The 26,462-nt window shown below is 67.8% G+C and carries 31 protein-coding genes; 15 read left to right on the top strand and 16 right to left on the bottom strand.

What is annotated here, in order from left to right; translation table 11 throughout:
• The first annotated feature begins 132 nt into the window (after positions 1–132).
• Together EEB19_RS15800 and EEB19_RS15795 are read left to right on the top strand one after the other, a co-directional pair.
• Positions 133–1,740 carry a carboxylesterase/lipase family protein gene (locus EEB19_RS15800; protein WP_187587925.1) on the top strand — a complete coding sequence of 536 codons (1,608 nt, stop codon included), beginning with the start codon at positions 133–135 and terminating at the stop codon, positions 1,738–1,740.
• Positions 1,741–1,789: 49 nt separating this feature from the next.
• Complete coding sequence (locus tag EEB19_RS15795) at positions 1,790–2,395, top strand: TetR/AcrR family transcriptional regulator (RefSeq protein ID WP_187587923.1); 606 nt, start codon at positions 1,790–1,792, stop codon at positions 2,393–2,395.
• Here EEB19_RS15795 and EEB19_RS15790 read toward each other — a convergent pair.
• Positions 2,380–2,847: a hypothetical protein gene (locus tag EEB19_RS15790; RefSeq protein WP_262365700.1), complete on the bottom strand. Its 468-nt coding sequence runs from the start codon at positions 2,845–2,847 to the stop codon at positions 2,380–2,382. The genes EEB19_RS15795 and EEB19_RS15790 overlap by 16 nt on opposite strands.
• A 188-nt stretch (positions 2,848–3,035) precedes the next feature.
• Here EEB19_RS15790 and EEB19_RS15785 point away from each other — a divergent pair, with 188 nt between their 5' ends.
• Positions 3,036–3,764 (top strand): hypothetical protein, encoded by a 729-nt coding sequence (locus EEB19_RS15785; protein WP_187587921.1) that lies wholly within the window; start codon positions 3,036–3,038, stop codon positions 3,762–3,764.
• Positions 3,765–3,772: 8 nt separating this feature from the next.
• Here the strand turns inward: EEB19_RS15785 and EEB19_RS15780 are convergent, their stop codons facing one another.
• Together EEB19_RS15780 and EEB19_RS15775 are read right to left on the bottom strand one after the other, a co-directional pair.
• Positions 3,773–4,189: a cupin domain-containing protein gene (locus EEB19_RS15780; RefSeq protein ID WP_187587919.1), complete on the bottom strand. Its 417-nt coding sequence runs from the start codon at positions 4,187–4,189 to the stop codon at positions 3,773–3,775.
• A gap of 49 nt (positions 4,190–4,238) precedes the next feature.
• Complete coding sequence (locus EEB19_RS15775; protein ID WP_187587917.1) at positions 4,239–5,261, bottom strand: zinc-dependent alcohol dehydrogenase family protein; 1,023 nt, start codon at positions 5,259–5,261, stop codon at positions 4,239–4,241.
• Positions 5,262–5,402: 141 nt separating this feature from the next.
• On the opposite strand from EEB19_RS15775, the gene EEB19_RS15770 reads away from it, so the two are divergent.
• The 3 genes from EEB19_RS15770 to EEB19_RS15760 all read left to right on the top strand — a co-directional run bounded on the left by EEB19_RS15770 (position 5,403) and on the right by EEB19_RS15760 (position 8,233).
• Positions 5,403–6,278 carry a helix-turn-helix domain-containing protein gene (locus EEB19_RS15770; RefSeq protein ID WP_187587915.1) on the top strand — a complete coding sequence of 292 codons (876 nt, stop codon included), beginning with the start codon at positions 5,403–5,405 and terminating at the stop codon, positions 6,276–6,278.
• A gap of 63 nt (positions 6,279–6,341) precedes the next feature.
• Positions 6,342–7,196, top strand: a complete 855-nt coding sequence (locus EEB19_RS15765; RefSeq protein WP_187587913.1) for an S-methyl-5'-thioadenosine phosphorylase — start codon at positions 6,342–6,344, stop codon at positions 7,194–7,196.
• On the top strand, positions 7,196–8,233 hold the full coding sequence (locus EEB19_RS15760; RefSeq protein ID WP_262365704.1) for an NAD-dependent epimerase/dehydratase family protein: 1,038 nt from the start codon (positions 7,196–7,198) through the stop codon (positions 8,231–8,233). The genes EEB19_RS15765 and EEB19_RS15760 overlap by 1 nt, the downstream gene beginning before the upstream one ends.
• Here the strand turns inward: EEB19_RS15760 and EEB19_RS15755 are convergent.
• Genes EEB19_RS15755 through EEB19_RS15745 form a run of 3 tightly spaced genes read right to left on the bottom strand, consistent with a single transcriptional unit; the run spans position 8,216 to position 11,387 of the window.
• Positions 8,216–9,274 (bottom strand): sensor histidine kinase KdpD, encoded by a 1,059-nt coding sequence (locus EEB19_RS15755; protein WP_187587909.1) that lies wholly within the window; start codon positions 9,272–9,274, stop codon positions 8,216–8,218. The genes EEB19_RS15760 and EEB19_RS15755 overlap by 18 nt on opposite strands.
• Positions 9,271–9,972: a response regulator transcription factor gene (locus EEB19_RS15750; RefSeq protein ID WP_187588007.1), complete on the bottom strand. Its 702-nt coding sequence runs from the start codon at positions 9,970–9,972 to the stop codon at positions 9,271–9,273. The genes EEB19_RS15755 and EEB19_RS15750 overlap by 4 nt, the downstream gene beginning before the upstream one ends.
• Positions 9,973–9,986: 14 nt before the next feature.
• Positions 9,987–11,387: a hypothetical protein gene (locus tag EEB19_RS15745; RefSeq protein WP_262365699.1), complete on the bottom strand. Its 1,401-nt coding sequence runs from the start codon at positions 11,385–11,387 to the stop codon at positions 9,987–9,989.
• 120 nt (positions 11,388–11,507) lie between these two features.
• On the opposite strand from EEB19_RS15745, the gene EEB19_RS15740 reads away from it, so the two are divergent.
• Genes EEB19_RS15740 through EEB19_RS15720 form a run of 5 tightly spaced genes read left to right on the top strand, consistent with a single transcriptional unit; the run spans position 11,508 to position 15,121 of the window.
• Positions 11,508–12,158: a glycosyltransferase family 2 protein gene (locus EEB19_RS15740; protein WP_187587907.1), complete on the top strand. Its 651-nt coding sequence runs from the start codon at positions 11,508–11,510 to the stop codon at positions 12,156–12,158.
• Positions 12,155–12,865, top strand: coding sequence for a DUF2064 domain-containing protein (locus tag EEB19_RS15735; RefSeq protein ID WP_187587905.1), 711 nt, complete (start codon positions 12,155–12,157; stop codon positions 12,863–12,865). The genes EEB19_RS15740 and EEB19_RS15735 overlap by 4 nt, the downstream gene beginning before the upstream one ends.
• Entirely contained in the window at positions 12,862–13,518 is a 657-nt protein-coding gene (locus EEB19_RS15730; RefSeq protein ID WP_187587904.1) for a bifunctional 2-polyprenyl-6-hydroxyphenol methylase/3-demethylubiquinol 3-O-methyltransferase UbiG, read from the top strand. Before EEB19_RS15735 ends, EEB19_RS15730 begins: the two co-directional genes overlap by 4 nt.
• The gene (locus tag EEB19_RS15725; protein ID WP_187587902.1) at positions 13,515–14,681 is read left to right on the top strand and encodes a molybdopterin-dependent oxidoreductase; all 1,167 of its coding nucleotides are present in this window, start codon (positions 13,515–13,517) and stop codon (positions 14,679–14,681) included. Before EEB19_RS15730 ends, EEB19_RS15725 begins: the two co-directional genes overlap by 4 nt.
• Positions 14,681–15,121 (top strand): hypothetical protein, encoded by a 441-nt coding sequence (locus EEB19_RS15720; protein WP_187587900.1) that lies wholly within the window; start codon positions 14,681–14,683, stop codon positions 15,119–15,121. Before EEB19_RS15725 ends, EEB19_RS15720 begins: the two co-directional genes overlap by 1 nt.
• On the opposite strand, the gene EEB19_RS15715 is transcribed toward EEB19_RS15720, so the two are convergent.
• Both EEB19_RS15715 and EEB19_RS15710 read right to left on the bottom strand, forming a co-directional pair.
• Positions 15,087–15,755 (bottom strand): DUF1345 domain-containing protein, encoded by a 669-nt coding sequence (locus tag EEB19_RS15715; protein ID WP_187587898.1) that lies wholly within the window; start codon positions 15,753–15,755, stop codon positions 15,087–15,089. The genes EEB19_RS15720 and EEB19_RS15715 overlap by 35 nt on opposite strands.
• Complete coding sequence (locus EEB19_RS15710) at positions 15,755–16,219, bottom strand: cupin domain-containing protein (RefSeq protein WP_187587896.1); 465 nt, start codon at positions 16,217–16,219, stop codon at positions 15,755–15,757. The genes EEB19_RS15715 and EEB19_RS15710 overlap by 1 nt, the downstream gene beginning before the upstream one ends.
• Before the next feature lie 114 nt (positions 16,220–16,333).
• Between EEB19_RS15710 and EEB19_RS15705 the strand changes: the two genes are divergently transcribed.
• A complete protein-coding gene (locus tag EEB19_RS15705; RefSeq protein ID WP_187587894.1) occupies positions 16,334–16,648 on the top strand; it encodes a helix-turn-helix transcriptional regulator in 315 nt (104 codons plus the stop codon).
• The gene (locus tag EEB19_RS15700) at positions 16,645–17,049 is read left to right on the top strand and encodes an SRPBCC domain-containing protein (protein ID WP_187587892.1); all 405 of its coding nucleotides are present in this window, start codon (positions 16,645–16,647) and stop codon (positions 17,047–17,049) included. The genes EEB19_RS15705 and EEB19_RS15700 overlap by 4 nt, the downstream gene beginning before the upstream one ends.
• A gap of 9 nt (positions 17,050–17,058) precedes the next feature.
• Here the strand turns inward: EEB19_RS15700 and EEB19_RS15695 are convergent, their stop codons facing one another.
• Complete coding sequence (locus EEB19_RS15695) at positions 17,059–17,691, bottom strand: TetR/AcrR family transcriptional regulator (protein WP_187587890.1); 633 nt, start codon at positions 17,689–17,691, stop codon at positions 17,059–17,061.
• Positions 17,692–17,789: 98 nt separating this feature from the next.
• On the opposite strand from EEB19_RS15695, the gene EEB19_RS15690 reads away from it, so the two are divergent.
• Together EEB19_RS15690 and EEB19_RS15685 are read left to right on the top strand one after the other, a co-directional pair.
• Entirely contained in the window at positions 17,790–19,175 is a 1,386-nt protein-coding gene (locus EEB19_RS15690) for an MFS transporter (RefSeq protein WP_187587888.1), read from the top strand.
• Between the two features lie 238 nt (positions 19,176–19,413).
• Entirely contained in the window at positions 19,414–20,574 is a 1,161-nt protein-coding gene (locus EEB19_RS15685) for a metallophosphoesterase (protein WP_187588003.1), read from the top strand.
• 117 nt (positions 20,575–20,691) lie between these two features.
• Here EEB19_RS15685 and EEB19_RS15680 read toward each other — a convergent pair whose 3' ends face one another.
• From EEB19_RS15680 to EEB19_RS15650, 7 genes are all read right to left on the bottom strand, one after another.
• Positions 20,692–21,189: a flavin reductase family protein gene (locus tag EEB19_RS15680; protein WP_187587886.1), complete on the bottom strand. Its 498-nt coding sequence runs from the start codon at positions 21,187–21,189 to the stop codon at positions 20,692–20,694.
• Positions 21,186–21,683 (bottom strand): NADPH-dependent FMN reductase, encoded by a 498-nt coding sequence (locus EEB19_RS15675; protein ID WP_187587884.1) that lies wholly within the window; start codon positions 21,681–21,683, stop codon positions 21,186–21,188. The genes EEB19_RS15680 and EEB19_RS15675 overlap by 4 nt, the downstream gene beginning before the upstream one ends.
• Positions 21,684–21,688: 5 nt before the next feature.
• Positions 21,689–22,855, bottom strand: coding sequence for an LLM class flavin-dependent oxidoreductase (locus tag EEB19_RS15670; protein ID WP_187587882.1), 1,167 nt, complete (start codon positions 22,853–22,855; stop codon positions 21,689–21,691).
• 26 nt (positions 22,856–22,881) lie between these two features.
• The gene (locus tag EEB19_RS15665; RefSeq protein WP_187587880.1) at positions 22,882–24,066 is read right to left on the bottom strand and encodes an SfnB family sulfur acquisition oxidoreductase; all 1,185 of its coding nucleotides are present in this window, start codon (positions 24,064–24,066) and stop codon (positions 22,882–22,884) included.
• Between the two features lie 132 nt (positions 24,067–24,198).
• Positions 24,199–24,507, bottom strand: a complete 309-nt coding sequence (locus EEB19_RS15660) for a WhiB family transcriptional regulator (RefSeq protein WP_187587878.1) — start codon at positions 24,505–24,507, stop codon at positions 24,199–24,201.
• On the bottom strand, positions 24,504–24,758 hold the full coding sequence (locus EEB19_RS15655) for a DUF3263 domain-containing protein (protein WP_187587876.1): 255 nt from the start codon (positions 24,756–24,758) through the stop codon (positions 24,504–24,506). Before EEB19_RS15655 ends, EEB19_RS15660 begins: the two co-directional genes overlap by 4 nt.
• 77 nt (positions 24,759–24,835) lie before the next feature.
• The gene (locus EEB19_RS15650) at positions 24,836–26,338 is read right to left on the bottom strand and encodes an APC family permease (protein WP_187587874.1); all 1,503 of its coding nucleotides are present in this window, start codon (positions 26,336–26,338) and stop codon (positions 24,836–24,838) included.
• Positions 26,339–26,462: the final 124 nt, after the last annotated feature.

The raw sequence follows: 26,462 nt of genomic DNA, 5'->3' as shown, positions 1-26,462 counted from the left end.
TCCTGACCAGGAACATCTGCGATGGTCAGACCACTCCAACAGGTACGGGTACCCCGTGTCCTCGCGGCGTGCGGTCCAGGCAATAAAGCATAATTTCCCATAGATGCGAAATTTTTGCCTACACTGGCAACCATGAGGCCGACACCTGCGAACCTCAGCCCGACCACCACCCGAGCGCCCGTTCTCGCACTCCTCGTGACCCTGTGCGTCATGGCGGGATGCTCGACGACACCCGAGCCAGAAGTGGACCCCTCCTCCGCGACAGTGGCGACCACGAGCGGCCACCTGCACGGATCCGCCACGGACACCGGCCGCACGTTTCTCGGCGTCCCATACGCGGCACCCCCGACCGGAGAGCACCGCTGGACTCTGCCCCGGGCGGTGGCGACACCGGACGCCGACGTCGACGCATCTCGGGCCGGCAGCCCATGCCCTCAGAATCTGCCGGTTCCCGGCGACCATCCGGCGCCGTCGGAGGACTGCCTCACCCTGAACGTGACGACACCTCGCCAGAGCGACGCCGACACGCACCTTCCGGTCATGGTGTGGTGGCACGGCGGCGGCTACACCTCCGGCGCCGGGAGTTCTTACGACGCACAACGTCTCGCCGATCGCGGGAACGTCATCGTGGTGACGGTCAACTATCGGCTGGGAGTCTTCGGCTATCTGGGGATGCCCGGCATGACGGGTGGAGGCGATTTCGGTCTCGCCGATCAGATCGAGAGTCTGCGCTGGGTCCGGTCCAATGCGTCGGCATTCGGCGGAGACCCCGACAACGTGACGGTGTTCGGTGAGTCGGCCGGCGCGATGTCGGCCTGCGCGGCCTTGACGTCGCCCGCGACGAAGGGTCTGTTCGACAAGGCCGTCATGGCATCCGGGAACTGCATGCTGCGCTGGCCCGACGGCGCCCTCTATCCCGGCGTCCCCGCCCACACGCCGTACACGTCACGTGCCGACAACCAGGCGACGAGTGTGGCTGCGGCCCAACGTCTGGGCTGCGGCGGCGATGATGCCGTCACCTGTCTCCGTCGCTTACCCGCCGACCAGCTACTCCGTGAGAACGACGAGTTCTCCGACAACCTGACGTTCGGTACAGATCTCCTCCCCGACGATCCGGCGCAGGTCATCAGACGAGGTGATCAGCATCGGATTCCCGTGATCACCGGCGGAAACCATGATGAGCAACGATCTTTCGTCGGCGGCCTGCTCATGGCCCGACCGGATGCCGTGACCCCTCAGAACTACCCCGATCTGATTCGGACAGCGTTCGGCCCACGAGCATCAGAAGTGCTGTCACGATATCCGCTGAGCCGCTTCCCGAGTGCGCCCATCGCCTGGTCGACGGTCACCACCGACGCCGTCTGGTCGTGCCCGACACTGGAGGGCGCGCGGTTGATGAGCACCCACGTGCCCACCTACATCTACGAGTTCGCCGATGACACGGCTCCAAATGTCAACCAGATCACCACGATCCCGCAAGGAGCGGCCCACGCCACCGACACGCCTTACTATTTCGACCTGGGCGGGATGGATCTGCTCATCACACCGCGACAACGACAGATCGCCGACCAGATGATCGACTACTGGAGCTCATTCGCGCACGACGGGACACCGCGGATCGACGGTGGCCCCGACGTCACGCCCGCCGACGACGACACCACCCGGGTGCTGCAGTTCGGGACGTCGGAGACGCACGAGGCCGACTACGCCGCCGACCATCATTGCGGTTTCTGGCTCTGAGTCGCCGAGCCCTGACCCCTGGACCCGACAACCTCTGCCCCGGAGAACGATGCCATCCACGCGAGCCGACAACGACACCTTCATTCATCGCGCTCGCCGAACGCAACTCATCGACACGGCGATCGACGTCATCGCCGACGTCGGCGCTGAGCGGGCAACCATCTCGCGGATCGCCGAGCGCGCGGGGATCACGCGAGGTGTGGTCACCTATCACTTCACGAGTCGTCGTGCACTGCTCGACGCCGTGGTCGTCCACGTCTACGGTCTCGCCGTCGACGTGATGCGCGACCGCGTCCAGGATGCACCGACTGCACGAGACTCGCTGCGGGAGTTCATCGTCGGGAGCGTGGAGTTCTACGCGCAGTATCCGGCGGCGATGGCGGCGCTCTCGGCCATCTACCGGTCGCCGGAGATGCCCAGGGAAGACCGCGGCGAGCACCGGACCGAACTCACCGACGTGCAGGACATCCTGATCGCCGGCAGCAGGTCGGGTGAGTTCCGCGACCTCGACCCGACGATCATGGCCGCGACCATCCGATCCGCACTCGACGCTGCGCTCGTGCGCATCCGCGCGGGCGCCGATGTCACGCACGAGTCGCAGGAACTGTGGTCCTTGTTCGACGCGGCGACCCGCGGCCGTCAGGGTGCCGTGTAGGTGCCCACCCCGGGCAACGAGGGTTGTCCGGCGTTCGGATACGCCGCCGAACCGGTCACCTGGACGGTCACCACGATCGGACCGCTACCGGTCCGAACCGTCGAGACCACGGGCGTGGGATTGAGGTAATACGGGCACGGTTTGACGGTCGTCGTGCCCCGTTGTCCGGTGGCCACATTGAGGTGATTGATGCGGACGAGCGCGCCGGCCGCGGAGCTCGAACAGATCGACGGGCTCGCCGGCGCCGCGAACGCCGTCTCGCCGCGCACTCGCGTTGTGGCCGCGGTGACTTGGGCGAAGTAGGGCCCGGGAACGACCAATCCGCTGACGGCGACCGCCGTCGCCGGGATCTGGTAGACGGGGATGGGCGCCGCGTGCGCCTGCCCTGACCCCAGACCGATTCCAGCCGCCGTCGCCGCGGCGGCGATCGCGATCGCTCCGATCCTTCGCACCGGGCCTCCCGGTGCCAGAGATCGCGGACTCACCGATCGCGGCTCGACAGATCCCGCTGTACGCATCCGGATATCCCTTCGTGAGGCGATGACCGATTTATCCGGTTCGACGGGCGAAGTGTTACATCCATCTGCCGTGGCCGCGCGAGTAGCCGTGCGAGAGTGGACGTGACAGGGCGGAGGATCTGATGACCGACTACGACATCCACTTCTACTTCGATCCGGTGTGCCCGTTCGCCTGGATGACCAGCAAGTGGGTCCGACAAGTACAGGCGCAGCGCGACTACACCGTCGACTGGCGCTTCATCTCACTGCGATTGCTCAACGCGCACATCGACTATGCGTCTCATTTCCCACCCGAGTACGAAGCCGGGCACAGCGCAGGACTGCGACTGCTCCGAGCGGCAGCCGCCGTCCGGCGGGAGCACGGCCGGTCGGCCGTCGGTCCCCTGTACGAAGCGTTCGGGAACCGTATCTTCGAAGCGCACACCGGTACGTACATGGTCGACAACCGTGATCACCGGGGAACCGACGCCTTCCTCGCACCGATCCTCGACGACCTCGGTCTGCCGACACACCATGTGGCCGCCTTGGACGACGAGTCCTTCGACGACGAGATCCGGGCCGAGACCGACGAGGCGCTCACCCTGACCGGCCGGGACGTGGGCACACCGATCATTCATTTCGAGCCGCCGGAGGGCGTCGCCTTCTTCGGGCCGGTCATCAGCAGACTGCCGAAGGACGACGACGCCGCCGAACTGTGGGATCACGTCGTCGCGCTCGCACGCTTCCCCGGCTTCGCGGAGCTCAAACGCAGCCTCCGAGAGAAACCCCAGCTCAGGGCGTTCGGCGTGGATGTCGACGACGTCGGTACCCAGGAGGACTGGCACGCCGGGAGCCGACGTACGAAACACTGACAGAAGCGTCAGCCGACGTCCGACGACGGGGTCGCGCCGTATTCCACATCGGTGACCGGGTCGAGCCACTGCACGGCGTCGTGGTCGTCGTCGGCCTCGTTGATGGCCAGGTGCACCATCAGCCGGTCCGCCGTCGCGCCATGCCAGTGCTCTTCGTCGGCCTCGAACAGCACCCGATCGCCGGGCCGGATGACCTCGACGGGACCGCCGCGCCGCTGACAGAGACCGACGCCTTCGGTGACGAACACGGTCTGGCTGAGCGGATGGCGGTGCCAATGGGTGCGGGCGCCCGGCATGAAGTGCACCAGGTTCGCCGAGATCCGCGACGGCGCGGGTGCCGCCGCGACGGCGTCGATGTAGACATCGCCGGTGAACCAGTCAGCGGGACCCTTCTGCGTACTGGTGGAACTACGGGTGATCTGCATGAGATGTCCTCTCGTCGGGCCGGTCACGGACGATGGTCACGAGCGACCGTCAGGGGCGCAGCAACGCCTTGACGGCGCGGCGTTCATCCATGGCACGGTAGCCCTCGGCGGCGTCGTCGAGCGACAGCTCGAGGTCGAACACGCGGCCGGGGTTGATCTTTCGATTCCAGATCAGATCGATGAGTTCGGGTAGGAACCGTCGGACGGGGGCCGGGCCGCCGTGCAGGTGCACGTGGGAGAAGAAGAGTTCCTGCCCCGGCAACTCCACGTCGTGGCTGACGCCGACGTAGCCGACGTGTCCGCCCGGCCGGGTCGAGCGGATCGCCTGCATCATCGATTCCTGCGTACCGACGGCCTCGATGACCGAATGTGCGCCGAGCCCGTCGGTGAGTTCCTTGATCCGGTCGACGCCGTCGTCGCCGCGTTCGGTCACGATGTCGGTCGCCCCGAACTCGCGGGCCAAGGCCTGACGCGATTCGTGGCGGCTCATCGCGATGATCCGTTCGGCGCCGAGTTGACGCGCCGCGAGTACGGCATGGAGGCCGACCGCGCCGTCGCCGACGACGGCGACCGTCTTGCCGGATCCGGCCTCGGCGGCCACGGCACCGAACCAGCCCGTGCCGAGCACATCGGAGGCGGCCAGCAGGCTGGGGATCAGATCGTCGTCCGGCATCCCCGGTGTCGCCACCAAGGTCCCGTCGGCCAGCGGCACCCGCAGCAGTTCGGCCTGGGAGCCGATCGCCCCCATGGGCTGACGGTGTACGCAGGAACTCTGATAGCCGGACCGACAGATCTCGCAGGTGTTGTCGGAGGCGAAGAACGACCCGACCACGAAGTCTCCCGGAGTCACCGTTGTCACCGCTTCGCCGATCTGCTCGACGACACCCACGTATTCATGTCCCATCGGGGCGGGATCGCCGACGTTCTCGATGCCGCGATACGGCCACAGATCCGATCCGCACACGCAGGCGGCCGTCACCCGGATGATCGCGTCCGTCGGTTCGACGATCGTCGGGTCGTCGCGATGCTCGACGATGACCTCACCGGGGCCCTGCAGAATCACTCCACGCACACGTTCTCCTCTCATCGTCCGGACGCGTCGCAACCGGCACATGATCCATGCAACCGCCTGTCGGCACGTCGGGAAAGGCCCTGTCGAGGGGTGTACTCGCAGGGCACCCCTGGGCGGGACAGGCCGTCGTAGGGTCAGGTGGTGGACAACAGGGCGGAGATCAGCGACTTCCTCACGTCCCGGCGGGCCAGACTTCGACCCGAGCAGGTCGGTCTGCCCGCCGGGTCGAATCGTCGTGTGCCCGGCCTGCGGCGCAGCGAGGTCGCCACGCTGGCCGGCCTGAGCGTCGAGTACTACTCACGCATCGAGCGCGGCGATCTTGCCGGTGCGTCCGACTCGGTCCTGTCCGCTCTGGCCCGCGCGCTCGAACTCGACGACGCGGAGGTCGAACATCTCTTCGACCTGGCGCGCGCCGCCTCCCCGTCACCACGCCGCCGGAGACCGGCGCGATCCCGTCCGGGGACCGTTCGGGACGGGTTGCAGACGATGCTCGACGCCATCACCGGCGCAGCGGCGTTCATCCGCAACCCGGCCCAGGACATGGTGGCCGCCAATCACTTGGCCCGCGCGCTGTATTCGGAGATGTACCGCGGCCGGGAACGCCCAGTGAATCATTCGCGTTTCATCTTTCTCGATCCGGGCGCACACGAGCTGTACACGGATTGGGTGCGGGCCGCCGACACCAACGTCGCCATTCTCCGGACCGAATCCGCACGCTTCCCCCACGATCCGGACCTCGCCCAGCTCATCGGCGAGCTGTCGATGAACAGCGACGAGTTCCGCACGCGATGGGCCGCCCACAACGTGCGGCGACACATCTCCGGGACCAAGACCTTTCATCACCGTGCGATCGGCGACATCGAACTGGGCTACGAGGCGATGGAATTGCCCGACGATCCGGGACTCACCCTCACCATCTACACCGCTGTGCCCGGATCCGTCGCGGAGGAGTCGCTGCACCTGCTGGGCACGTGGGCGGCAACCGAGGGGGCGGGGCGATTCACCTCGGACCGGTGACGAAAGTATGACCGAGCCCGGCGACCCCTGTTCCGCACCGGACCCAGCGCCCACGATGGAGGCATGGATGATCTCGACGAGCACCCCGACGGCGCGATCGGGGTCATCGGTGGTTCCGGCTTCTACACCTGGCTGGCGGAGGACAGTTCCTTCACCGATGTCTCCGAACATCGCCTGACCACCCCGTTCGGCGATCCGTCTGCGCCGCTGACCGTCGGCCGACTCGACGGTCGCCGGATCGTGTTCCTGCCCCGCCACGGCGTGGCGCACGAGTATCTGCCCCACCGGCTCCCCTACCGCGCGAACCTCTGGGCGATGCACGAGCTCGGCGTACGCAAACTCGTCAGTGCCTCGGCCGTCGGCAGTCTGGAACCCGGGTACGGCCCCGGCACCGTGGTGGTGCCCGATCAGCTTGTCGACCGGACGAGTGGCCGTGATCAGACATTCTTCGATCGAGTGGGTGCGACGTCGCAGCAGCCGATCCACGTGTCGTTCGCCGACCCGTACTGTCCCGCCCTCCGTGCGGCCATGGTCGAGGGGTCGTCGACGGTCCGGGACGGTGGCACGCTCGTGGTGATCGACGGCCCCCGGTTCTCGACCCGCGCGGAGAGTCGGTGGTACGCGGCTCAAGGATGGTCGGTGATCAACATGACGGGCCACCCGGAGGCCGTTCTAGCCCGGGAGCTGCAGATCTGTTACGCGACCGCATGTCTGGTCACCGACCTCGACGCAGGCGTGTCCGTCGGGACCGGGGTGACCGCCGACGAGGTGTTCGCGGAGTTCGCCCGCAACCTCCCGTCGTTCGCGGCACTGCTCGTCTCCGCGCTCCGTTCGATCGACCCCGACGACGGATGCGAGTGCGCAACCGGCGATCACGACGTCGAACTCGCACTGAAGGAGGCGACGTGCCCCGGGTGATGCTCACCGGGGCCGCCGGATTCATCGGCTCCCACATCCGTGATCTGCTGCGGCAGCGCGGATTCGAGGTCATCGCGGTCGACGCGATGATCCCGGAGGCACATGGATTCTCAGCACAGCCCCCCGACGGGGTCACCCCGATCGACGTGACGGACACGGCGGCCCTCGCCGACCTCCTCGACGGCGTCGACGTCGTCTGCCACCAGGCGGCGATGGTCGGGATGGGTGTGGACGCCTCGGACGCCCCGCTCTACGCGCGGCACAACGACCTCGGTACCGCCGCGGTACTCGCCGCCATGACCCGCACGGGATGCCGCCGCCTCGTCCTGGCGTCGTCGATGGTGGTCTACGGGCCCGGAAGACTGCTGACCGCCGACGGCGATCCGGTCCACGAGATCCCCACGCGCCGAGCCGAGGACGCGCGCATGGGCGACTTCGAGTATCGATCCCCCGACGGCCGGCCGATCAGCTGGGAGTTGACCGGCGAGGACGCGCCTCTTCTGCCGCAGAGCCTCTACGCCGCCAGCAAGGTCGCCCAAGAGCACTATGCGCACGCGTGGGCGCTGTCCACCGGCGGGTCGGTGATCGCGTTGCGCTATCACAATGTCTACGGGCCGGGTATGCCGCGGGACACCCCGTACGCCGGGGTCGCCTCGATCTTCCGCTCGCGCCTCGCCGCCGGCGAGGCACCGCTGGTGTTCGAGGACGGCGGGCAGATGCGCGACTTCATCCACGTCGACGACATCGCGGAGGCCAACCTCGCCGCCGTGTCGTCGGGGATCGAGGGCTTCTCTGCGGTGAATGTCTGTTCCGGACAACCCGTCACGATCGGTGCGGTCGCCGACATCCTCTCGCGGACGACGGGCGGTCCGGAACCGGTGTACACCGGGCAGTTGCGGGCCGGGGACATCCGGCACATCGTCGCCGACCCGGCCAAGGCGCGGGACGTACTGGGGTTCGCGGCGCGGATCGCGCCCGATCAGGGGCTGGGCGAGTTCGCCTCGGCACCGCTGCGGGAGTCAGCGAACGCCGGCTGACCGGGTGGGGACACTCCGCGGCCGGACCACGGGCAGAATCACCTCGAATCGGCTGCCGCGCTCGGTGTTCGACGCGATGATCTCGCCGGCATGGGCATCGATCAGACCGCGGGCGATCGCCAGGCCCATCCCCGATCCGACCGGGAGTCCCTCCCCGTTGACCGGGGTCCGTGACGAGGTACCGCGGTAGGCGACCTCGAAGATGCGCGGCAGGTCTTCCTCGGGAATCCCCACACCGTCGTCCTCGACGGCGATCGACACGGTGGCGACGGTCCCGGAGACGATGACCTCCACCGATCCGCCTCGCCGGGTGTGGGCGACCGCGTTGATCACCAGATTGGTCAACACCCTCGACAGAGCCGTCGAACTCGCGGTGGCCGTGACCGGTTCCGCCGGTGCCATCACGGTCAGCGACACCGCAGCGCGGCGGGTCGCCCCACCCAACGCGGTCGTCACCTCGTCGACGACCTCCCGCACATCGACCGGCTCGAGTTCCAAGGCGAGTGCGCCCGAGTGGATTCGCGACATCTCGAAGAGGTCGTCGACCATCTGCGACAGCCGTACGGTGTTCGTGTCGATCTCGCGGGCGAACTCACCCACCTCCGCCGGCGAGGTGACCACCTGATCGGCCAACGCCTCGGCCAGGGCCTTGATGTCGGCCAGCGGGGTCCGCAGATCGTGACTCACCCATGCGATCAGCTCGCGGCGCGATCGTTCGGCGGCCCGCTCCTGGTCTCGCATCTGTCGTTCCCACACCGTGCGTTTCGCCTGCAGGTGCCCCAGGAGGAATGCCAGCGGGGCGGTCACCAGGGCGACCGCCGCCAGGACCGCGGCCACCCGCGAACTGTCCTCGGTGAACATGAACCCGCTGACGCCGTACACGGCGACGAAGGTCGAGATCATCGGGACGAGGATGATCGCAACCATGTTGACACGCAGCGACATACCGCGGATCAGGTAGATGACGCCTGCGCCGACGGCTGCTATCGGGGCGGTCATCATCAGGGCAACGCCGAGGATTCGAAGGTTCTCGGCGGTCATGCCGTGTCCGCCCCGGGTCCGTCGCCGGCAGTGTTCCACCGGTATCCGCGACCCCACACCGTCTCGATGCGGGCCGCCGTTCCGAGCTTGGCGCGCAGCCGCTTCACGTGCACCGTCACCGTCGAGATGTCCCCGAACGTCCATCCCCAGACGTGATCGAGCAACTCTTCCCGGGTGAACACCACCCCGGGGTGACCGAGGAAGTACATGAGCAGATCGAATTCCCTTTTCGTCGTCGAGATCTCCCGGCCGTCGACGGTGACGGCACACGACGCGGGGTCGACGCGGATGTTGCCGTCGCGGATCTCGGTGTGATGCACCGGATGGGCGGCGGTGGCCCGGCGCAGCACCGACTGCACGCGCAGACTGAGTTCGCGGGGACTGAACGGTTTGGCCACGTAGTCGTCGGCGCCGGACTCGAGCCCGGCGACGCGGTCCTCTTCTTCTCCGAGCGCGGTCAACATGATGATGGGGAGTTCGGCGTGGACACCGCGCCGGATCTGCTCGCACACGCTGATGCCGTCGCCCTCCGGCATCATGACGTCGAGAATCGCCAGGTCGACCGTTCCGTCGCCGACCTTCTCGAGTGCCTTCGACCCGGTGTCGACCACGGTGACGTCCATACCGTCCCGCTGCAGATACCGTCGGACCACGTCCGCGACGACGACGTCGTCGTCGGCTACCAGAATGTGCACCATCGACCAGCTCTCACTCACCAATAGGTTAGCAACAGGTGGTTGATGACGAGGGCGACCGCGGCCTGCGCGATCAGCCAGAAACGCTGGTACCGACGCGGGAGCAGTCCGGTGGACACCAGCACCCACAGCGAGAAGGGCAGCCAGATCCGCTCGGTCTCGGCCTTGCTGAGCGCGCTCAGGTCGGCGGCGAGAATCGCCACCAGGCCACCGACGACGAGCAGCACCGGCGTGTACCGCCACAGCCGCCACTCACGTACCGCGCACTGCCACACCCCACGCCGTCCGAGACGGCCGAGTCCCGCCGCGACCGCCGGTCCCAGCGCGCACAGCGTGGCCGCGAGATTGGCCCACCCCCAGTAGGCGAACGGACGCTCACTGGCGATGCCCTGGTAGTAGCGGTCCACGACGAGCGTGTAGCCGTCGAACCACCAGAATCCGGCCGCCCAGAAGGCACCCACCACCACGAGTGCGGCAGCGCAGGCCCAGGGCACCGGACGGACCGTACGCGTCGCGATCAGCACGGCGAGGACCACCGCACCGATGAGGACGAGCCCGTAGTTGAGGAAGATCGCGAACCCCAGCAACAGGCCCGCTCCCGCCGCGGCCGCGACGGCACGGCCACCGAAAGCAGTGGCCGACACCGCGATCAGGCAGACTCCCCAGGCCGCGACGCCCATGAAGTAGCCGTCGGCGGACACACCCACCCACACCCATCCCGGGAACAGGACCAGATACGGCGCACACCGGCGCGCCCAGTCCTCGCGTCCGATGCGACGCACCGTGATGAGGACCGCGGCGGCCGCACTCGTGCCCACGACGACGCACCAGATCGCGGCCCAGGCGCCGCCGCCGAGCCCGATCCGGTCCAGGGTGACGAACGTGAGCAACGCGCCCGGTGGATGGCCCGAGACATGCGTGGTCCACGAATCCGGTTGGCCGTCCAGGATTCGGCTCGAGAACGTCCGCAACATCTCGCCGACCCCGTGGACTCCGGGTACCTCGGCCAGGTACTCGTCGGGCCGCACGAGTCGTCCGGCGACACCGCGGCGCCATCCGTCGACGAGTGCCAGCGACATGGTCCATCCCAGCGCCCACATCCACGTCACGACGGTTAATGCGCCGAAAGAGAGTCGTTGCGCCGCAGCCGGCATCACCACCACCGCGGCGACGGCAAGGACGATCGCGGGGATCGTCCCCGGCCCGGTGTGCGGGAGCCAACTGGCCAGCAGTGGCGGAGTACGCACAAAGATCCGGGCCATGAGCGACGGATCGACGACCAACGGCACCACGATCGCCGCGGCGACGAGACCCGCCGCGATCGCGACGCTCACCAGGTCACGAACGACACGGACATCGTCGACGTCGTCCATCTGCGCAGGCTGCGTCGCAGGCTCGCCGGTGATGGTTTCGGCCATACGGCAACGGTATTGGTGATCGCCGCCGAAGTGGAGGTCTGGTGACCCGATGTCACACTTCCGTCATCACTGCACCCCTACACCCCACACCTCCCCGCACCTAGCGTGAGAGAGGTGAACATGTCCGACGTCTCCGTCATCATCCCGTGTCGCAACGAGGCGGGCTCGATCCGCGATGTCGTGTCGCGGGTGCCCGACGGCATGGAGTGCGTCGTCGTCGACAACGGGTCCGACGACGACACAGCGGAACTCGCCCGGCGTGCCGGCGCGCGGGTGATCGCCGAATCCCGGCCGGGATACGGATCGGCGGTGACGGCCGGGGTGCTCGCCGCGAGCGGTGACGTGATCTGCACGCTCGACGGCGACGGTTCGATGGATCCCGGTGACCTGCGATCACTGCTGGCCCCACTGGCCATGGACGCAGACCTCGTGGCGGGTCGGCGCCGTCCGGTCGGGAATACTGTGTGGCCGATCCACGCCCGGGCCGGCTCACTCGGTGTCGCCTGGTATCTCCGTCACCGATACGGCCTCCCTGTCCACGACATCGGACCGATGCGGGCGATCCGTCGGCAGGTGCTGATCGATCTCGACGTTCACGACCGGCGGAGTGGCTACCCGGTCGAACTGCTCCTTCGCGCGGCACAACACCGATTGCGGGTGACCGAGGTCGACGTCGCGTACTCGGCGCGCACCGCCGGGGAGTCGAAAGTGTCCGGTTCGCTCCGCGGTTCCGCCCGCGCCGCACGCGATTTCGTCGCGGTGCTGTCATGAGAGGCGCAGCTATCCTGATCGTGGCGAAGGCACCTGTCCCCGGCGTGGCGAAAACCCGTCTCGCACCTCGATACGGCCTTTGCGGCGCAGCACATCTCGCGGCTGCGGGCCTCCTCGACACCCTCCGGACCGCACGCCGGGCCACGGGTGTCACCGTGGTCGTGGCCCAGACCGGTGATCTCCGCGCCGCGGTCCGACGCGACGAACTGCAGGCCGAACTGGACGGGTGCACGGTATTTTGCCAACGTGGCGAGTCCTTCGCCGAGCGCCTGGTCCATGCGCACGTCACCACCGCGGCCCTCGGCATGGATCGTGTCGTCCAGATCGGTATGGACACACCGCAGGTGGGTGTCGACCAGCTTGCGGAGGCGCTCGACCAACTCGATCCGGCCGGCGATCGCTGCGTCCTCGGCGACGCCGCGGACGGCGGTTGGTGGGCATTCGGAACCGTCTTCGCCCGTGGCTCCCGCACATTGGCCACCATCCCGATGTCCCGTCCCGACACCGGGGTCCGTACACGCTCCGCGTTACGCGACTACGGTCTCGACGTCGTCGCGCTCGACACGTTGTCCGATGTCGATGAGCCCGGAGACGTCGATCGGGTGGTCCGGATGTGCCCTGCCGACAGCGAGTTCGCCCGTACCGCAGCCCTGTTGGACCAGGAGACGCCTCTTGCGGTCGCCAGCGGACAGCGATCCGTCCGATGAGCGTCGACGCCCAGCCACTCGGCTCCGATCCCTTCGACGCCGTGTTCACCTCCGGCGATTGCCGTCTGCGACACTCCGACGGCTCGGTGGAGCACTGGCCGGTGAACCGATGGTGCGCCGTCGACGTCGATGCCGCCGACCTGCGCTTCGACGCCGCCGTGGCACACCATTGCGTCGGGTCCACGATCGACCTCGGCTGCGGACCCGGCCGACTGCTCGACGCGTTGACGGCGCGGGACATGATCGCCCTCGGTGTCGACAGCTCGGCCGTCGCGGTGACCATGGCGCGGCGCCGCGGTCGCGCCGTCCTGCAGCGCGACATCCACGAGCCTCTTCCGGGCGAGGGACGCTGGACCACCGCGCTCGTCATCGACGGAAATGTCGGCATCGGCGGTGATCCGACTCGGGTCCTGACCCGGGCGGGCGAGATCGTGCGACCCGGCGGCACCATCCTGGTGGAGATCGATCCCGCCGTCGAGCACGTCGAGCGCGAGATGGTGCGGGTGGAGACGAGCGAGGTCACGGGGTCGTGGTTCCCGTGGGCCCGGATCGGGCTCCTCGGTGCCGAGGACGTCGCACACGCCAGCGGCCTGTCGGTGCGTCGTACGTGGGAGGAATCGGGCCGTCAGGTCGTGGAGATGTCCCACCGATGACGACCCGCGGGGAGGTGCCACCTGATCAGGACAGCCTGCCGGACACGGGCTTACGCAGTCCTCGCGTCACCGCGCGGATCGGACTGGCGCTGGGCGTCTGTGTCGCCATCTGCTTCGCGACCGGACTGCTCAGTCATGGCATCCAGCATCCGCCGTCGTGGTTCGCATGGGTCTCCCGCCCGGTGTGGATCTACCGCATCACCCAGGGCGTCCATGTCATCTCCGGTTGCGTCGCCATCCCGCTGCTGCTCGCGAAACTCGCCGTCGTGTACCCGAAGCTCTTCGAGAAACCACTGCTCGGCTCCCCGGTACGTGTCCTGGAACGCGCATCGATCGCGGTCCTGGTGTCGGCGACCATCTTCCAGCTGATGACCGGACTGCTCAACATCGCGCAGTGGTACCCGTGGAAGTTCTTCTTCACCACTACGCATCACGCGATGGCCTATGTCGTGATCGGTGCACTCGCCGTGCACATCGCGGTCAAGCTCCCCGTGATCCGCACGGCGCTCAGCGGCCCTATCGACGAGACATCCGACATCGCAACTGTTTCCGCGTCACCACGCGACCGAGGACCCGTCCTGACGCGGCGAGGACTCCTGGCCGTCACCGGGATCGCCGCCGGCCTGAGCGCGGTGGCCTTCGCCGGCCAGACCGTGACCCCACTGCGCCGGATCGCATTTCTGGCGCCGCGCAGCGGCGACGGTCCGCAGGGACTGCCGGTGAACCGGACCGCGCAGGCGGCGCAGGTCGTCGACGCGGCATCGAGCGGCGACTTCCGCCTCACGGTGGCCGGCGGCGGCCGCACCACCGTCCTCACACTCGCCCAGCTGGCCGCCCTCCCCCAGCACACCGTCCAACTCCCGATCGCCTGCGTGGAGGGGTGGAGCGCGCTCGCGACCTGGGCCGGGGTCCGACTCGTCGACCTGGCCGCCCTCGTCGACATACAGGGCGGCGCCGCGGTCCGCGTCATCTCACTCGAACGCGGACAGTACGGCGTGAGCACCCTCCCGGTGGCGCAGTCGCACGATCCGCTCACGCTCCTCGCACTGCGCCTCAACGGCAACACCCTCGACCTCGACCACGGGTATCCGTGCCGGCTCATCGCACCCGACCTCCCCGGAGTCATGCAGACCAAGTGGGTCTCGCGGATCGAGGTGTTGTGATGGTGGAGCGACTAGTGCGCGTCGCCCTCGTCGTCATCGGCGTGGGTGCCGTTGCCTACGGGGTATCGCTGATGTGGGGATTCTCGACGGCCGACCAGATCTCGATCGTGATCTGGCTGGCCGTGGGACTGTTCCTGCACGACGCGGTTCTCGCCCCCGTCGCCCTCGCCGTCTCGTGGGTGCTGCGACGGTGGCTGCCGCCATGGTGGAGCAGATCCGTCCTGATCGCGCTCGCCCTCACCAATGTCGTCGTGCTGCTAGCACTTCCGGTGATCCTGCCGCGACCCGCCGACGACGGCGCCGCCAACTCCAGTGTCCTGGACCGCGACTACTGGCTCGGACTGACCATCGTGATCGTCGTGATCTGGGCGATCGCCCTCGGCGCGACGATCCTGCTCCGTCGCCTCAACCCGTCAGCGCCGACACCACCGCCGCGATGATCACGGTGTTGAACACGAACGCGATCACCGCATTGGCCGTCACCGTCCGTCGCATCTCGCGCGACGTCACCGAGACGTCCGTCGTCCCGAAGGTGGTCATCACGGCCACCGAGAAATACACGTAGTCGACCCAATCGGGATCGCTGTCACCCGGGAAATCGAGTCCCGTGTCGCCCTCGTCGATGAAGTCATCCGCGTGGAAGGTCACCGCGTAGGACACGACCACGCACAGCCAGGCCACGATGATCAACGCCACCGCCACACCGATGCGCGGCGATTCGGCGAGGGTGGTCCCGCCATGCCCCGGCATCCAGATCATCGCGACGGCAAGGGCTGCCGCCGCGATGAACAGCGACACCCCCGGCCCCGGCGCGGTCCCGAGGACATACCGCTGCAGGACGGTGCCACGGTTCTCCCGTCGCGCCCAGTCGTGGATCTCGGGCGTCGAGGCCCGCGAGAATGCGGCGACGGTGATCACCAGGTACGCAACGAGATACGCGAGCAGACCGAAGACGCCGGCGTCGACGAAAGAGAGACCGGACGGAAAGCCACCCAGGCCGTGGAGAACCGCGACGGCGGCAATTCCCAGGGCCAGGCTCGCGACCACCCGACGCGGCTCGGAGAGCCATGCCATCAAGACGCGGGGGTGTCACACCCCGGAGCCGGCGCATCCTCGAACAGCGGCTTGCCGAGTGGGATGAGGTACAGGACATCCAGGATCACCGGCGTCGAGCCGAGGTTGCGCCCGACATGCGTATTCGCCTGGCCGTGCGGCTCTCTGATGATCTGGCCGGTGTTGTAGATGACCGGCTTGCAGTCGGCGCCGGGATGGGTGAGCGTGCCCGCCCGCACCAGGCCGACGAGATCGCCGTCGTGGTAGTGCCAGCCCGTGGTGCCGCCGGGCTCGATCGTGATCTCGCGGACCGCGACGTGGACACCGTCGGGGACGAACGGCAACAGGCCGGCGGGGATGTCACCCTCCGCCAGGGTGACGGCCGAGATTCCCGAGGAGGGCGTCGCCCCCGCGACCGCAGGCACGAGGCCACCTATCGAGAGCACGGCGACCAACCCGACGAGACCACGGAGAAGATGCTTCATGGTACGGACGGTACCGGCCGAATGCGCAGGCCGACGACGTTTCGACGCTTCCGGCCGTGTTCGTTCCAGGGACGCCGCTTGACATGTCGGAAGTTTCCGACATAACTTGTCGCCATGTCCGACGATCGCGTCTTCCTGGCCCTGGCCAATCCCGTCCGCCGTCGACTGCTCGAGCTCGTGGCCGAACAGCCGACGGCGGCCGGAGAGCTGACATCGCAGTTCGAGCTCAGTCGCTCGTCGGTCACCGAACACCTGACCGTGCTCCGGGAGGCGGGCCTCGTGGCCGATCGCGCCGACGGACGCCGACGCATCTATCACCTGACCGCCGAACCGCTCGCCGAGCTGAGCGACTGGTTGCACCCGTTCGAACGGTTCTGGCGGCACCGACTGTCCCACATCGCCGACATCGCAGAGGATCTCGACACATGACCACCCACCGTTCCACCATTCGCGTGGATCAGTTCATCGCGGCGTCCCCGGAGACCGTCTGGCGCACCCTGACCGAACCCGAGCTGGTGGCGCGATGGTGGGCGCCGGGGAACATCGCCGCGGTCGTCGGCCACGAATTCACCTTGGAGATGCCGGGATTCGGTGCGCAACCGTGCCGCGTCCTCGAGGCCGAGCGGCCGTCGCGCTTCGTCTACACGTTCACCGAGAACTGGACGCTCACCTGGTCGCTGCACCCCGAGGGGCACGGAACCCGTCTGCTGCTGGAACATTCGGGTTTCGACCTCGACGACACGCGGATGGCCGCGGCGTTCGAACGGATGGGCCCCGGATGGCGCGACGTCGTCCTGCCGAGACTCGCCGAACTCGCACCGACGGTCTGACCGCCACCCTCACCCACGGACCCTGGCCACAACCCCGTCGATCTGCGCCTCCACGGCGCGGTGGAGGTCGAACGCCCGCGACAGCTCGCCCCACCTCGGCAGCAGCGCAGAGACCTGGGGCATGTCGGCCACCTCGGCGGGATCGATGGTCTCGTACCACGAGCGATCGTCGGCGCCCCGGCGACTCATCACGTCCTGCCAGTGCAATTCGGAGACGACCAGATACCACGTGGACCGCCAGAGATCGAGGGTGTCCTGGTCGTCGAGACCGATCTCGGATGCGGCGGCGAAGAACTCGTCCGCCAGCGCCAGGGCGGGTGTGCCCACGTTCGTGCCCAGACGCAGGATCGCGACCACCCAGGGGATAGCGCCCAGCTTGTCGTACATGTCCATCACGATCGTGACCATCCGCGTCCGCGGCGGTCCGGTCGGCGACTGCCACGGTATCCGCGCCGCGATGTCCGACAACGCCAGCGACAACAGCACGGACTTGTTCGGGACGTAGTGATACAGGGTCATCGGTTTCGACCCCAACTCGACCGCCAGGCGCCGCATGCTCAGTCCGTCCACGCCGTCTCGTTCGAGGATGCGGATCGCCGCATCCACGATGTCGTCGCGCTGCAGGGACGGGGTCGGTGGCATCCATCCATCTTGACGCATACATCACGAGGGCTTGGCTCGACATACGACATGGAGTACATTTCGTACGCGTACCAATTCGTACAAGTACGAGCGGAAGGTTGTCGTTGACCATCACCACCACCCCGAACCGAAGCCGTGTCACCGCGCTCCTGGTGACGGTCTTCGCGCTGCAGTTCCTCGTTGCACTCGACATGTCGCTGGTCAACATCGCCCTGCCTGCCATGCAGAGTGATCTCGGCTTCACCGAGGCCGGGCTGCAATGGGTCGTCAATGCCTACCTGCTGTGCTTCGCCGGCTTCATGCTGGTGGGTGGTCGCCTCGGCGATGTCTGGGGTCGGCGTGCGGTCATCCTCGTGGGGGTGACGGTCTTCGCTGTGGCGAGCGTGGTCGGCGGATTCGCGACGACCCCCGGTGTCCTGGTCGCCGCCCGCGCCGTGCAGGGACTGGGCGCCGCACTGCTGGCTCCCGCATCACTCGCCCTCGTGACGACGATCGCCGATCCGGCTCGCCGCCGGAAGGCGATGGGCCTGTGGGGCGGTGCAGGCGCGGTCGGCGGTGCGGTCGGCGTCGTCGCCAGTGGTGTCCTGACCGACTGGTGGAACTGGCGCGCCGTCATGTTCGTGAACGTGCCCATCGTCGCCGTCGCCCTCATCGCAGCTCTGCGCGGCGTACCCCGGGGCACCCCGCGCGGCGAGCGAACCCGCCTCGATCTCACCGGCGGACTGCTGGTGACCGGCGGCGTCGCAGCGCTTGTGTACGCGGTGTCGTCCACCGGTGATCATGGATGGGGATCGGCCCGCACCCTGATCGGCGGTGCGGTCGCCGTCGTCCTGCTGATCGCCTTCGGCGTCGTCGAGCGACTCGGCAGCCATCCGCTGATGCCGGCGCGCGTCCTGGCGACACGAAGTATTCTGGGCGCCAACGTATTCGGATTCATGCTCGCGGCCGGACAGCTGGCCGCCTTCTACTTCTGCTCGCTCTACATCCAGACGGTGTGGAACGTGTCGCCCGATCTGACGGGCGTGCTGTTCCTACCGTTCTGCGTCTTCGTCGGGGTCGGCATCGTGGTGTCGGGCAAGCTGACCGCGCGCATCGGCGTCCGCCACTCGATCGCCCTGCTCGGGCTGCTGGGCGCCGCGGGGCTTGCCGTGTTCGCGCGCATGCCCGCTGAATTCGACTTCTGGACCGGCATCCTGCTGCCGTCCCTGCTCGCGGCGACCGGCATCGGCGGGTCGATGGTGCTCGTCGGTGCGGCCGGGACCGCCGGTGTCGACCCCGGTGACGCCGGGGTCGCCTCGGGCGTTCTCAACAGTTCCCGACAGCTCGGCGGCACGATCGGCCTCGCCGTCCTGGTGACGATCGCCGCGCACTCCACCGTCGCGCGTGACGGCTACCAGATCGGGCTCGCCGTCGGCGCCCTCTTCCTCGTGGCGGCCAGTGTCGCCGCATGGTTGATCCTGCCGCGTGATCGGCGGCCGGCATGACCGGGAGTTGTCACCCGCTCCCCGAGCCCGCATGACCGGCAGTCGTCACCCGCTCCCTGAGCCCGCATGACCGGCAGTCGTCACCCGCTCCCTGAGGAGCGAGCTTGCGAGCGTCACGAAGGGGCGTGGTTTTGCGCTTCCTTCGCGCCGTTGGTCACGGTCCTGTCGCTCGTCCTAACCCCCTGACCTGCGAGTACCGTCACCGATCCCGCGACCGATTACCGTCGACGTGGTGTCGATGCTCTTGTTCGCGGCGTTGTTCTTCGCGCTCATCACCTTCTGGCTCCACCGACGGCTGGTCCGGGCGACCGGTCTGCCGCGCCCGTGGTCGGTGGTGACCGACGTGCTTCTCGTCGTGCTGTGGGCACTGACCCTCATCGGCGTCGCGACCGGCCGCATCCTCGATCCGACCTGGTTCCGCATCCCGGCGTTCATCGGCCTCACCTGGATGGCCGCCGTGCTCTACCTCGTTCTCGGGCTGGCGATCGTGGCGGTCATCTCGCTGGTGTTGCGGCTGTTCAACCGGCTGGTCAACCGCAGCCGCAACATCTCCGGGGAGGGCACGGACCGGCCGCGGAAAACGTTCGTGCGTGTCGCGACCGCCGTGGTCGTCGTCGGTGCGCTGGCGACCACCACCTACGGCGTGTTCGAGGCGGCTCGGCCACAGATCGTGACGCAGCAGGTGAATCTGGCCGGGTTACCGGACGGGTTCGACGGCACTCGGGTCGTGCTGATCTCGGATCTCCATGTCGGACCGGCACGATCGGCGTCGTTCACCCGCAAGGTCGTCGACGAGGTGAACGCCCAGCGTCCGGACCTGATCGTGATCGCCGGTGACCTCACCGACGGGACGATCCCCAACGTCGGCGCCGACCTCGCCCCGCTGGCCGGGCTGTCGGCTCCGCTCGGCGTGTTCGGCGTCAGCGGCAACCACGAGTTCTACTCCGACGACGGTGGCGCCTGGCTCGACGAGTGGGAGCGGCTCGGCGTCCGCACGCTGCGCAACCAGCGGGTCGAGATCGAACGTGACGGCGCGACCATCGATATCGCCGGCATCCAGGACTACACCGCACCCGAACCCTACGAACCCGACCTCCCCGCGGCTCTGGCCGGCCGGGATCCGCAGCGGTTCGTCCTGCTGCTGGCGCACGAACCGCGTCAGGCCCTCGAGGCGTCCGACCTCGGCGTCGACATGCAGGTGTCGGGTCACACGCACGGCGGGCAGATCTGGCCCATCCGGTATCTGGTGCCATTGCAGCAACCATCGGTGGAAGGCCTCGACACGATCGGGAACACCACCCTCTACACCACACGCGGCGCCGGGGCGTGGGGCCCGCCGGTTCGCGTGGGCGCCCCGCCGGAGATCAGCGTCCTCGAACTTCATCGGGCCGACGACTGACCGGTTCGGCGATGGCGCAAGCCGACGCGTGGCAGACACCTCGATTGTCGAACACCACCGCGGTTGTGGATCAGGTGGTTTCGCACATCCGGGGTGGCTCTGTCAGACCGCCGGACCTCAGACCGCCAGACGCCCGAATGCACTCCGGTGGAAGATCAGCGGGTTACCGGCGTCGGGATGTTCGACGGCGTGCAACTCGAGCAACACGATGATGTGGTCACCGGCCTCCACCTCGCGATAGATGGTCGTGTCGAATCGGGCGATACCCTCGTCGAGCGTGACCGCACCGACGTCGGACGCCTTGATCGCCACCCCGTCGAAGCGCTGATCGACCGGTCCCGCGAGCTGTCGGCAGACGTCGCCATGATGGTCGGCGAGGATGGTCACCCCGAGGTGCGCCGCACGACGCAGATCCGGCCAGGTCTTCGACGTGTTGGCCACCGAGAACGAGACGAGCGGTGGATCGAGGCTGACACTGGTGAAGGAGCTCGCCGCCAGGCCGGTGAGCTGCCCGTCGACCTCCGCGGCGACCGCCACCACACCGGTCGGGAACACACCGAAGGCCTTGCGCAGCTGGGTCGGATCGAGATCCTGATTGGTCCAGAGGTTGCTCATCGGCGCGCTCCCAGCACGGCCGTGACGACGGGGGTCGTCGCCGCGAGCCAGTCGGCGTAGGCGTCGGGGTCGTCGAACGCGGAGTCCACCACATAGAGTCCGCGACCCGGCACGGTCCCGCCGATCTCGGTGAGCACCGGACGCAAGGCCAGTTCGGGCGCGAGGGAGTGCGCAGGGCTACCGCCGAGCATGAGTGGAATAGCCAAGCCGGACAGCCCCGTTCCCCCGGCGAACCGGTCGAGGAACAGCTTCAGCAGACCGGTGTAGGCGGCCTTGTAGGTGGGGCTCGCGAACACGACGAGGTCGGCCTTGCCCACCTGCCCGACGAGGCCGGCGACCGTCTCGTCGGACCAGTCCAGCACTGCGGTCCCCAGCGTGGCGAGGTCGACCACCAGGTCCGGCTCCGCCCCGGTGAGCTGGTTGGCGACATACGTTGCGGCGCTGAGTGTCCGACTGGCCGGTTTGGGATTTCCGACGACGACGGCGGTGGTCACGCCGCTCACGATGCCGCCACCCGGGCGGCCGGTGCGGCAGCGCCGAACGGCACCGCGGCCCGCCCGACGACGGGCGCGGGATGCTCCCACAGCCCCCGACGCGTCAACTCGGGCAGCACTCCTTCACCGAACCAGTACGACTCCTCGAGGTGCGGGTATCCCGACAGCACGAACTCGTCGATCCCGACCGCGTGATACGCCTCGATGAGATCGGCGATCTCCGTGTGGGAGCCGACCATCGCGGTTCCGGCGCCACCGCGGACCAGGCCGATCCCCGCCCACAGGTTCGGGTGGATCTCGAGGCCGTCCTTGGAACCCTTGTTGAGCTCGAGCATTCGCTGTTGACCTTCGGAGGCACTACGTTTGAGACCGGATTGGATACGGGCGATCTCGTCGTCGGAGATGTGTTCGAGCAGCCGGTCGGCCTCGGCCCACGCCGCTTCGGACGTGTCCCGCGCGATGGTGTGCAGCCGGATGCCGAACTTCAGTTCCCGACCGACGTCGGCTGCGGCCTTGCGGACCCTGTCGAGCTTCTCGGCCACCGCTTCCGGCGGCTCACCCCAGGTGAGATAGACGTCGGCGTGCCTGGCCGCGACCGCGATCCCCGCCGCCGACGACCCGCCGAAGTAGATCTCGGGCAGCGGATCCGGGATGTGCTGCAGAGTTGCGTCGTTCACCGACAGGTACTTTCCCTCGAACGTGACGGTGTCGCCGGTCCACAGCCGCCGGACGATCTCCAGGAACTCGTCTGCGCGTGCATATCGCTCCTCCTTGCCGAGGAAGTCGCCGAACATCTGCTGCTCGTGATCCTCACCGCCGGTGACGACGTTGAGGAGAAGCCTTCCGCCGGAGAGGTTCTGGAACGTGCCCGACATCTGGGCGGCGAGATACGGCGCGATGACGCCGGGGCGGAATGCCACCAGGAATTTCAGTCGTTCCGACAGGCTGCTGATCATCGCGGTGGAGATCCAGGCGTCCTCGCACCACGCGCCGGTGGGCGTCAGCGCGGCCTCGAAGCCGAGTTGCTCGGCGCTGCGGGCGATCTGACCGAGGTACGGGACGGACGCCGGACGTCCCCCGGTGCCCGCGGAGACACCGTGCCCGCCCCCGACGACGTGGCGGCCGTCGCCTCCGTTGGTCGGCAGGAACCAGTGGAACTTCAAGGCGCTCATGGACTCTTTTACTTCCTTCGTCGTTGTCAGAGCTGTCCGGTCCGTGGTGGCAGGGTTCCGTCGACCGCCCAGCGGCCGAGGTGCTGCACCTTCCACGATGCCGGGTCGTGCAGGGTGTGGGTACGCGCGTTGCGCCAGTGCCGGTCGAGCGATTCCTTGGCCACGGCCGAGCGGGTGCCCGCCACCTCGAACAGTCGGCTCGCGACGTCGACCGAGGTCTTCGTCGTCGCCGCGCGCGCTGCCGCCACCGCCAGCGTGGCCGCCGCGGCAGTCGCCTCGTCGAGGTTCGCGTCGGCGTGGTCGACGGCACGTCCGGCCTCCGCGAGCAAGGCTTCGGCGCCGCGGACGGCGAGTTCCATCTCGCCGAACGCATGCACGACCAACGGGTCGTCGGCGGCGCTCTCCACACCGGCGTCCGGGTGGGGCCGGCTCTTGGTTGTCACGAACTCCGCGGCGTCCTCCAGTGCCGCCCGGGCGATCCCCGCATCGATCGCACAATGCAGGAGCTGCGCGAAGGCACCATAGGTCGTGGGACCGGTGAAGGTGACCGAGAAGTCGGTGATGAGGTCGTCGGTGACCAGCACGTCGGTGAGACGCACCGTGCCGCTGGCGGTGGTCCGCTGACCGAGCGCGTCCCAGTCGTCGACGACCTCCACACCGTCCGCGTCGCGGCGCACCCAGGCCACGTGCAGCGGGCCGTCCTCACCGAGGTGGGCCAGCGTCGGAATCCAGTCGGCGAACAGCGCACCGGTGCAGTAGAACTTGGTGCCGTCGAGTCGCCAGGCGTCGCCATCTCGGCGCAAGGTGGTCGTGTACTCGCGGATGTGTTTGGTTCCGCGCTCGGATTGCGCGTTGCCGAGGGTCGCTCCGGCGAGGACCTCCGGGAGGATGCGCGCCTGCTGGTCGCGGGTGCCCTGCAGCAGTAGCTGATTGACGAACACGAAGTGGCTGTGCGGGATCTGCCCGATGTTCGGGTCTCCCTTGGAGATGAGACGGAACACTTCGGCGACGGTGCTCGCTTGCAGTCCGGCGCCGCCGAACGCGGTGGGCACGGTGATGGCGAGGAGTCCGCCGGCGGCGAGCCGGCCGATCTCCTCGGTGGGCAGGATCTTGTCGCGGTCCCGATCGGCCGCGCCCTTCGCGAAGACCTCACCGAGCTCTGCGGCGACCGCGACGGCATCATCGCTGCTGAGCACGGGAACCCCGCTCATGCATCACTCCTCGTCGTTCGACAACCCTCACATCAAACGCCGAAGTCAGACTCCTCGCCACCCTTTCTCGCCCACTGAACAGAAAGTTCGTCGACGTCCTCGCGGTGTGCTAGACGGCGAGGTGCCGGTGAGTCAGGCCGATCGACGGTCGGCTCGGCAGTCGCGTGCGCGGACCAGCGCCTCCCGCTCGGCGACGCCGAGTCCTCCCCAGATTCCCTGCTCCTCGCCCGCACCGATCGCATACTCCAGACATCTGGAGGACACCGGGCAACTCCGGCACAGCACCTTCGCCAGGGCCTCACGGTGCGTCCGCTGATTCTTGGACTCACGATTGTCGACGATGAACAGGTGCGCAGATTCCTCGCCGCAGCGAGCCTGCTGCCGCCAGCCCATGTCGTCGAGTGCCGGCCCATCGAGTGCCCACCCGTCAGGTGCCGTCACGACGCGAGCCAGAGCCGTCTGCGGGCGACCGAACGGATGCCGGTCACCGTTGTCGGCGGCAGATGGGCGGCATGGGTTTCCAAGGCACCCAGCAGGTGACCGAAGTACTCCCGGGCAGAGAGCCCGAACATGTCGGCGATGTCCCGATCGGAACCGCCGCCGTGCCGGTACCACTGCACCTCGTAGTCGACGAGAGCAGCCGAGTCGACGGGTCCCGCGGGAACGGTCCGCAGGCGAAATGATGCGCTCATGCAGACAGTGTCCGACGATGGCACCGCCGGCGACATGGTTCTGTGCGCGGCGGTTCGAAACCTCGGAGGAGTGCGACTCAGACGGGGTCCGACGACGGTGTCGGGGCGGGTGCCGGAGTGGACTTCCCCAGGACCGAATGCGACCGTCCGTAGAACACGTAGACGGCCAGCCCGAGCGCGAGCCACACCACGAACCGCAGCCAGGTCTCGATGGCCAGATTCGCCATGAGTCCGGCGCAACACACCGCCGACACGATGGGCAGGAACGGCGACCACGGGACCCGGAAGGGCCGCTTCATCTCCGGACGGGTCCGGCGGAGGATCGGCACCGCCACCGACACGACCAGGAACGCGAACAGCGTGCCGATCGAGACCATCTCGGCCAGCGCCGACAGCGGCACGAACGCGGCCAGCAACACCACGACGGCGGTGGTGAGCATCGTGATGCGGTAGGGCGTGTTCCATCGAGGATGGATACGCCCGAGCGAGTGCGGGATCAGGCCGTCGCGCGACAATGCGAAGCCGATGCGTGACATCCCGACGATGTCGACCAGGATCACCGACGTCAGGCCGCAGATCGCCGCGATTCCCACGAGGACGCCTGCCCAACTCAGTCCCACCTGGTTGAACGCATCCGAGAGCGGTGCGCCCTCACTGAGGTCGGCGTAGTTGACCATCCCCACCAGGACGAAGCACACGCCGACGTAGAGCACGGTGCACAGCACCAGCGTCCCGAGAAGTCCGCGGGTCATGTCCCGTGCCGGGTTGCGGGTCTCCTCACCGAGATTGGCGACGATCTCGAATCCACTGTAGGAGAAGAAGACCACGGCGGCCGCAAACAGCACTCCGGCCACACCGAACGCGGTGGCGTCGACACCGGTCGCCCACTGCCAGAGCGGTTGTCGCAGGCCGCCCTCTCCTCCGGTCGGCTCCGCGGGCGGGATGAACGGCGAGTAGTTGGCCGCCTTGATGAAGAACACCCCGACGACGATGATGAACACACAGATCGACACCTTCAGGAGCACCAATGCGTTCGTGACCCACCCGGACTCCTTGATGCCCACCGTCGCAACGATTCCCAGAACGAGCGCGATGGCGACGGCGCCGAGGTTCACCGACGACGACTCGCCGAAGAACTCAGTCGGCAGATGGAGCGCCTCCTGCAGATAGCCGGACCATCCACGCGAGACCACTGCGGCACCGAGTGCGAACTCGAGGATGAGGTCCCAGCCGATGATCCAGGCGATGATCTCGCCGAGTGTCGTGTACGCATAGGTGTACGACGAGCCGGCCGTCGGCACCGCGGATGACAGTTCGGCATAACAGAATGCGGCAAACAGGGCGATCACCCCGGCCACGACGAACGAGATCATGATCGCCGGCCCGGCACTGTTCTTCGCCTGGAGGCCCGTCAGCGTGAAGATGCCGGTGCCGATCACCATGCCGACGCCGAACCCGATCAGGTCGCGGGCGCGCAGCGCTTTTCGGAGACGGCCACCCTCGGTCACGTTGCCGTCGTCATTCTGGTGGATGACGGTCTCGACGTCCTTGGTGCGGAACACGCCGTTCTTGCCCTTCATCCTTTCGACGCTAGACCCGCCACGGCCGGGGATCGCGGATATGGTGCGAACTCATCGAGTGCCCGATTTGACCAGCGGAAACGGGAGCGGTGTGTCACTTTTCGCGCCGTCGCCCGACAGCCAC

The organism is Gordonia sp. OPL2 (assembly GCF_003797825.1).
Lineage (GTDB): Bacteria > Actinomycetota > Actinomycetes > Mycobacteriales > Mycobacteriaceae > Gordonia.
The sequence above is the reverse complement of the archived record's forward strand: the minus strand, read 5'-3'. Positions and strand labels throughout refer to the sequence as shown.

Coding starts and splice junctions, on each gene's coding strand:
- EEB19_RS15765 (WP_187587913.1), top strand. CDS start 6,342: ATGGATGATCTCGACGAGCACCCCGACGGCGCGATCGGGGTCATCGGT.
- EEB19_RS15680 (WP_187587886.1), bottom strand. CDS start 21,189: ATGAGCAACCTCTGGACCAATCAGGATCTCGATCCGACCCAGCTGCGC.
- EEB19_RS15650 (WP_187587874.1), bottom strand. CDS start 26,338: ATGAAGGGCAAGAACGGCGTGTTCCGCACCAAGGACGTCGAGACCGTC.
- EEB19_RS15785 (WP_187587921.1), top strand. CDS start 3,036: ATGACCGACTACGACATCCACTTCTACTTCGATCCGGTGTGCCCGTTC.
- EEB19_RS15715 (WP_187587898.1), bottom strand. CDS start 15,755: ATGGCATGGCTCTCCGAGCCGCGTCGGGTGGTCGCGAGCCTGGCCCTG.
- EEB19_RS15735 (WP_187587905.1), top strand. CDS start 12,155: ATGAGAGGCGCAGCTATCCTGATCGTGGCGAAGGCACCTGTCCCCGGC.
- EEB19_RS15745 (WP_262365699.1), bottom strand. CDS start 11,387: ATGGCCGAAACCATCACCGGCGAGCCTGCGACGCAGCCTGCGCAGATG.
- EEB19_RS15740 (WP_187587907.1), top strand. CDS start 11,508: ATGTCCGACGTCTCCGTCATCATCCCGTGTCGCAACGAGGCGGGCTCG.
- EEB19_RS15685 (WP_187588003.1), top strand. CDS start 19,414: ATGCTCTTGTTCGCGGCGTTGTTCTTCGCGCTCATCACCTTCTGGCTC.
- EEB19_RS15720 (WP_187587900.1), top strand. CDS start 14,681: ATGGTGGAGCGACTAGTGCGCGTCGCCCTCGTCGTCATCGGCGTGGGT.
- EEB19_RS15755 (WP_187587909.1), bottom strand. CDS start 9,274: ATGACCGCCGAGAACCTTCGAATCCTCGGCGTTGCCCTGATGATGACC.
- EEB19_RS15795 (WP_187587923.1), top strand. CDS start 1,790: ATGCCATCCACGCGAGCCGACAACGACACCTTCATTCATCGCGCTCGC.
- EEB19_RS15705 (WP_187587894.1), top strand. CDS start 16,334: ATGTCCGACGATCGCGTCTTCCTGGCCCTGGCCAATCCCGTCCGCCGT.
- EEB19_RS15655 (WP_187587876.1), bottom strand. CDS start 24,758: ATGAGCGCATCATTTCGCCTGCGGACCGTTCCCGCGGGACCCGTCGAC.
- EEB19_RS15730 (WP_187587904.1), top strand. CDS start 12,862: ATGAGCGTCGACGCCCAGCCACTCGGCTCCGATCCCTTCGACGCCGTG.
- EEB19_RS15750 (WP_187588007.1), bottom strand. CDS start 9,972: ATGGTGCACATTCTGGTAGCCGACGACGACGTCGTCGTCGCGGACGTG.
- EEB19_RS15670 (WP_187587882.1), bottom strand. CDS start 22,855: ATGAGCGCCTTGAAGTTCCACTGGTTCCTGCCGACCAACGGAGGCGAC.
- EEB19_RS15695 (WP_187587890.1), bottom strand. CDS start 17,691: ATGCCACCGACCCCGTCCCTGCAGCGCGACGACATCGTGGATGCGGCG.
- EEB19_RS15780 (WP_187587919.1), bottom strand. CDS start 4,189: ATGCAGATCACCCGTAGTTCCACCAGTACGCAGAAGGGTCCCGCTGAC.
- EEB19_RS15710 (WP_187587896.1), bottom strand. CDS start 16,219: ATGAAGCATCTTCTCCGTGGTCTCGTCGGGTTGGTCGCCGTGCTCTCG.
- EEB19_RS15800 (WP_187587925.1), top strand. CDS start 133: ATGAGGCCGACACCTGCGAACCTCAGCCCGACCACCACCCGAGCGCCC.
- EEB19_RS15700 (WP_187587892.1), top strand. CDS start 16,645: ATGACCACCCACCGTTCCACCATTCGCGTGGATCAGTTCATCGCGGCG.
- EEB19_RS15665 (WP_187587880.1), bottom strand. CDS start 24,066: ATGAGCGGGGTTCCCGTGCTCAGCAGCGATGATGCCGTCGCGGTCGCC.
- EEB19_RS15760 (WP_262365704.1), top strand. CDS start 7,196: ATGCTCACCGGGGCCGCCGGATTCATCGGCTCCCACATCCGTGATCTG.
- EEB19_RS15725 (WP_187587902.1), top strand. CDS start 13,515: ATGACGACCCGCGGGGAGGTGCCACCTGATCAGGACAGCCTGCCGGAC.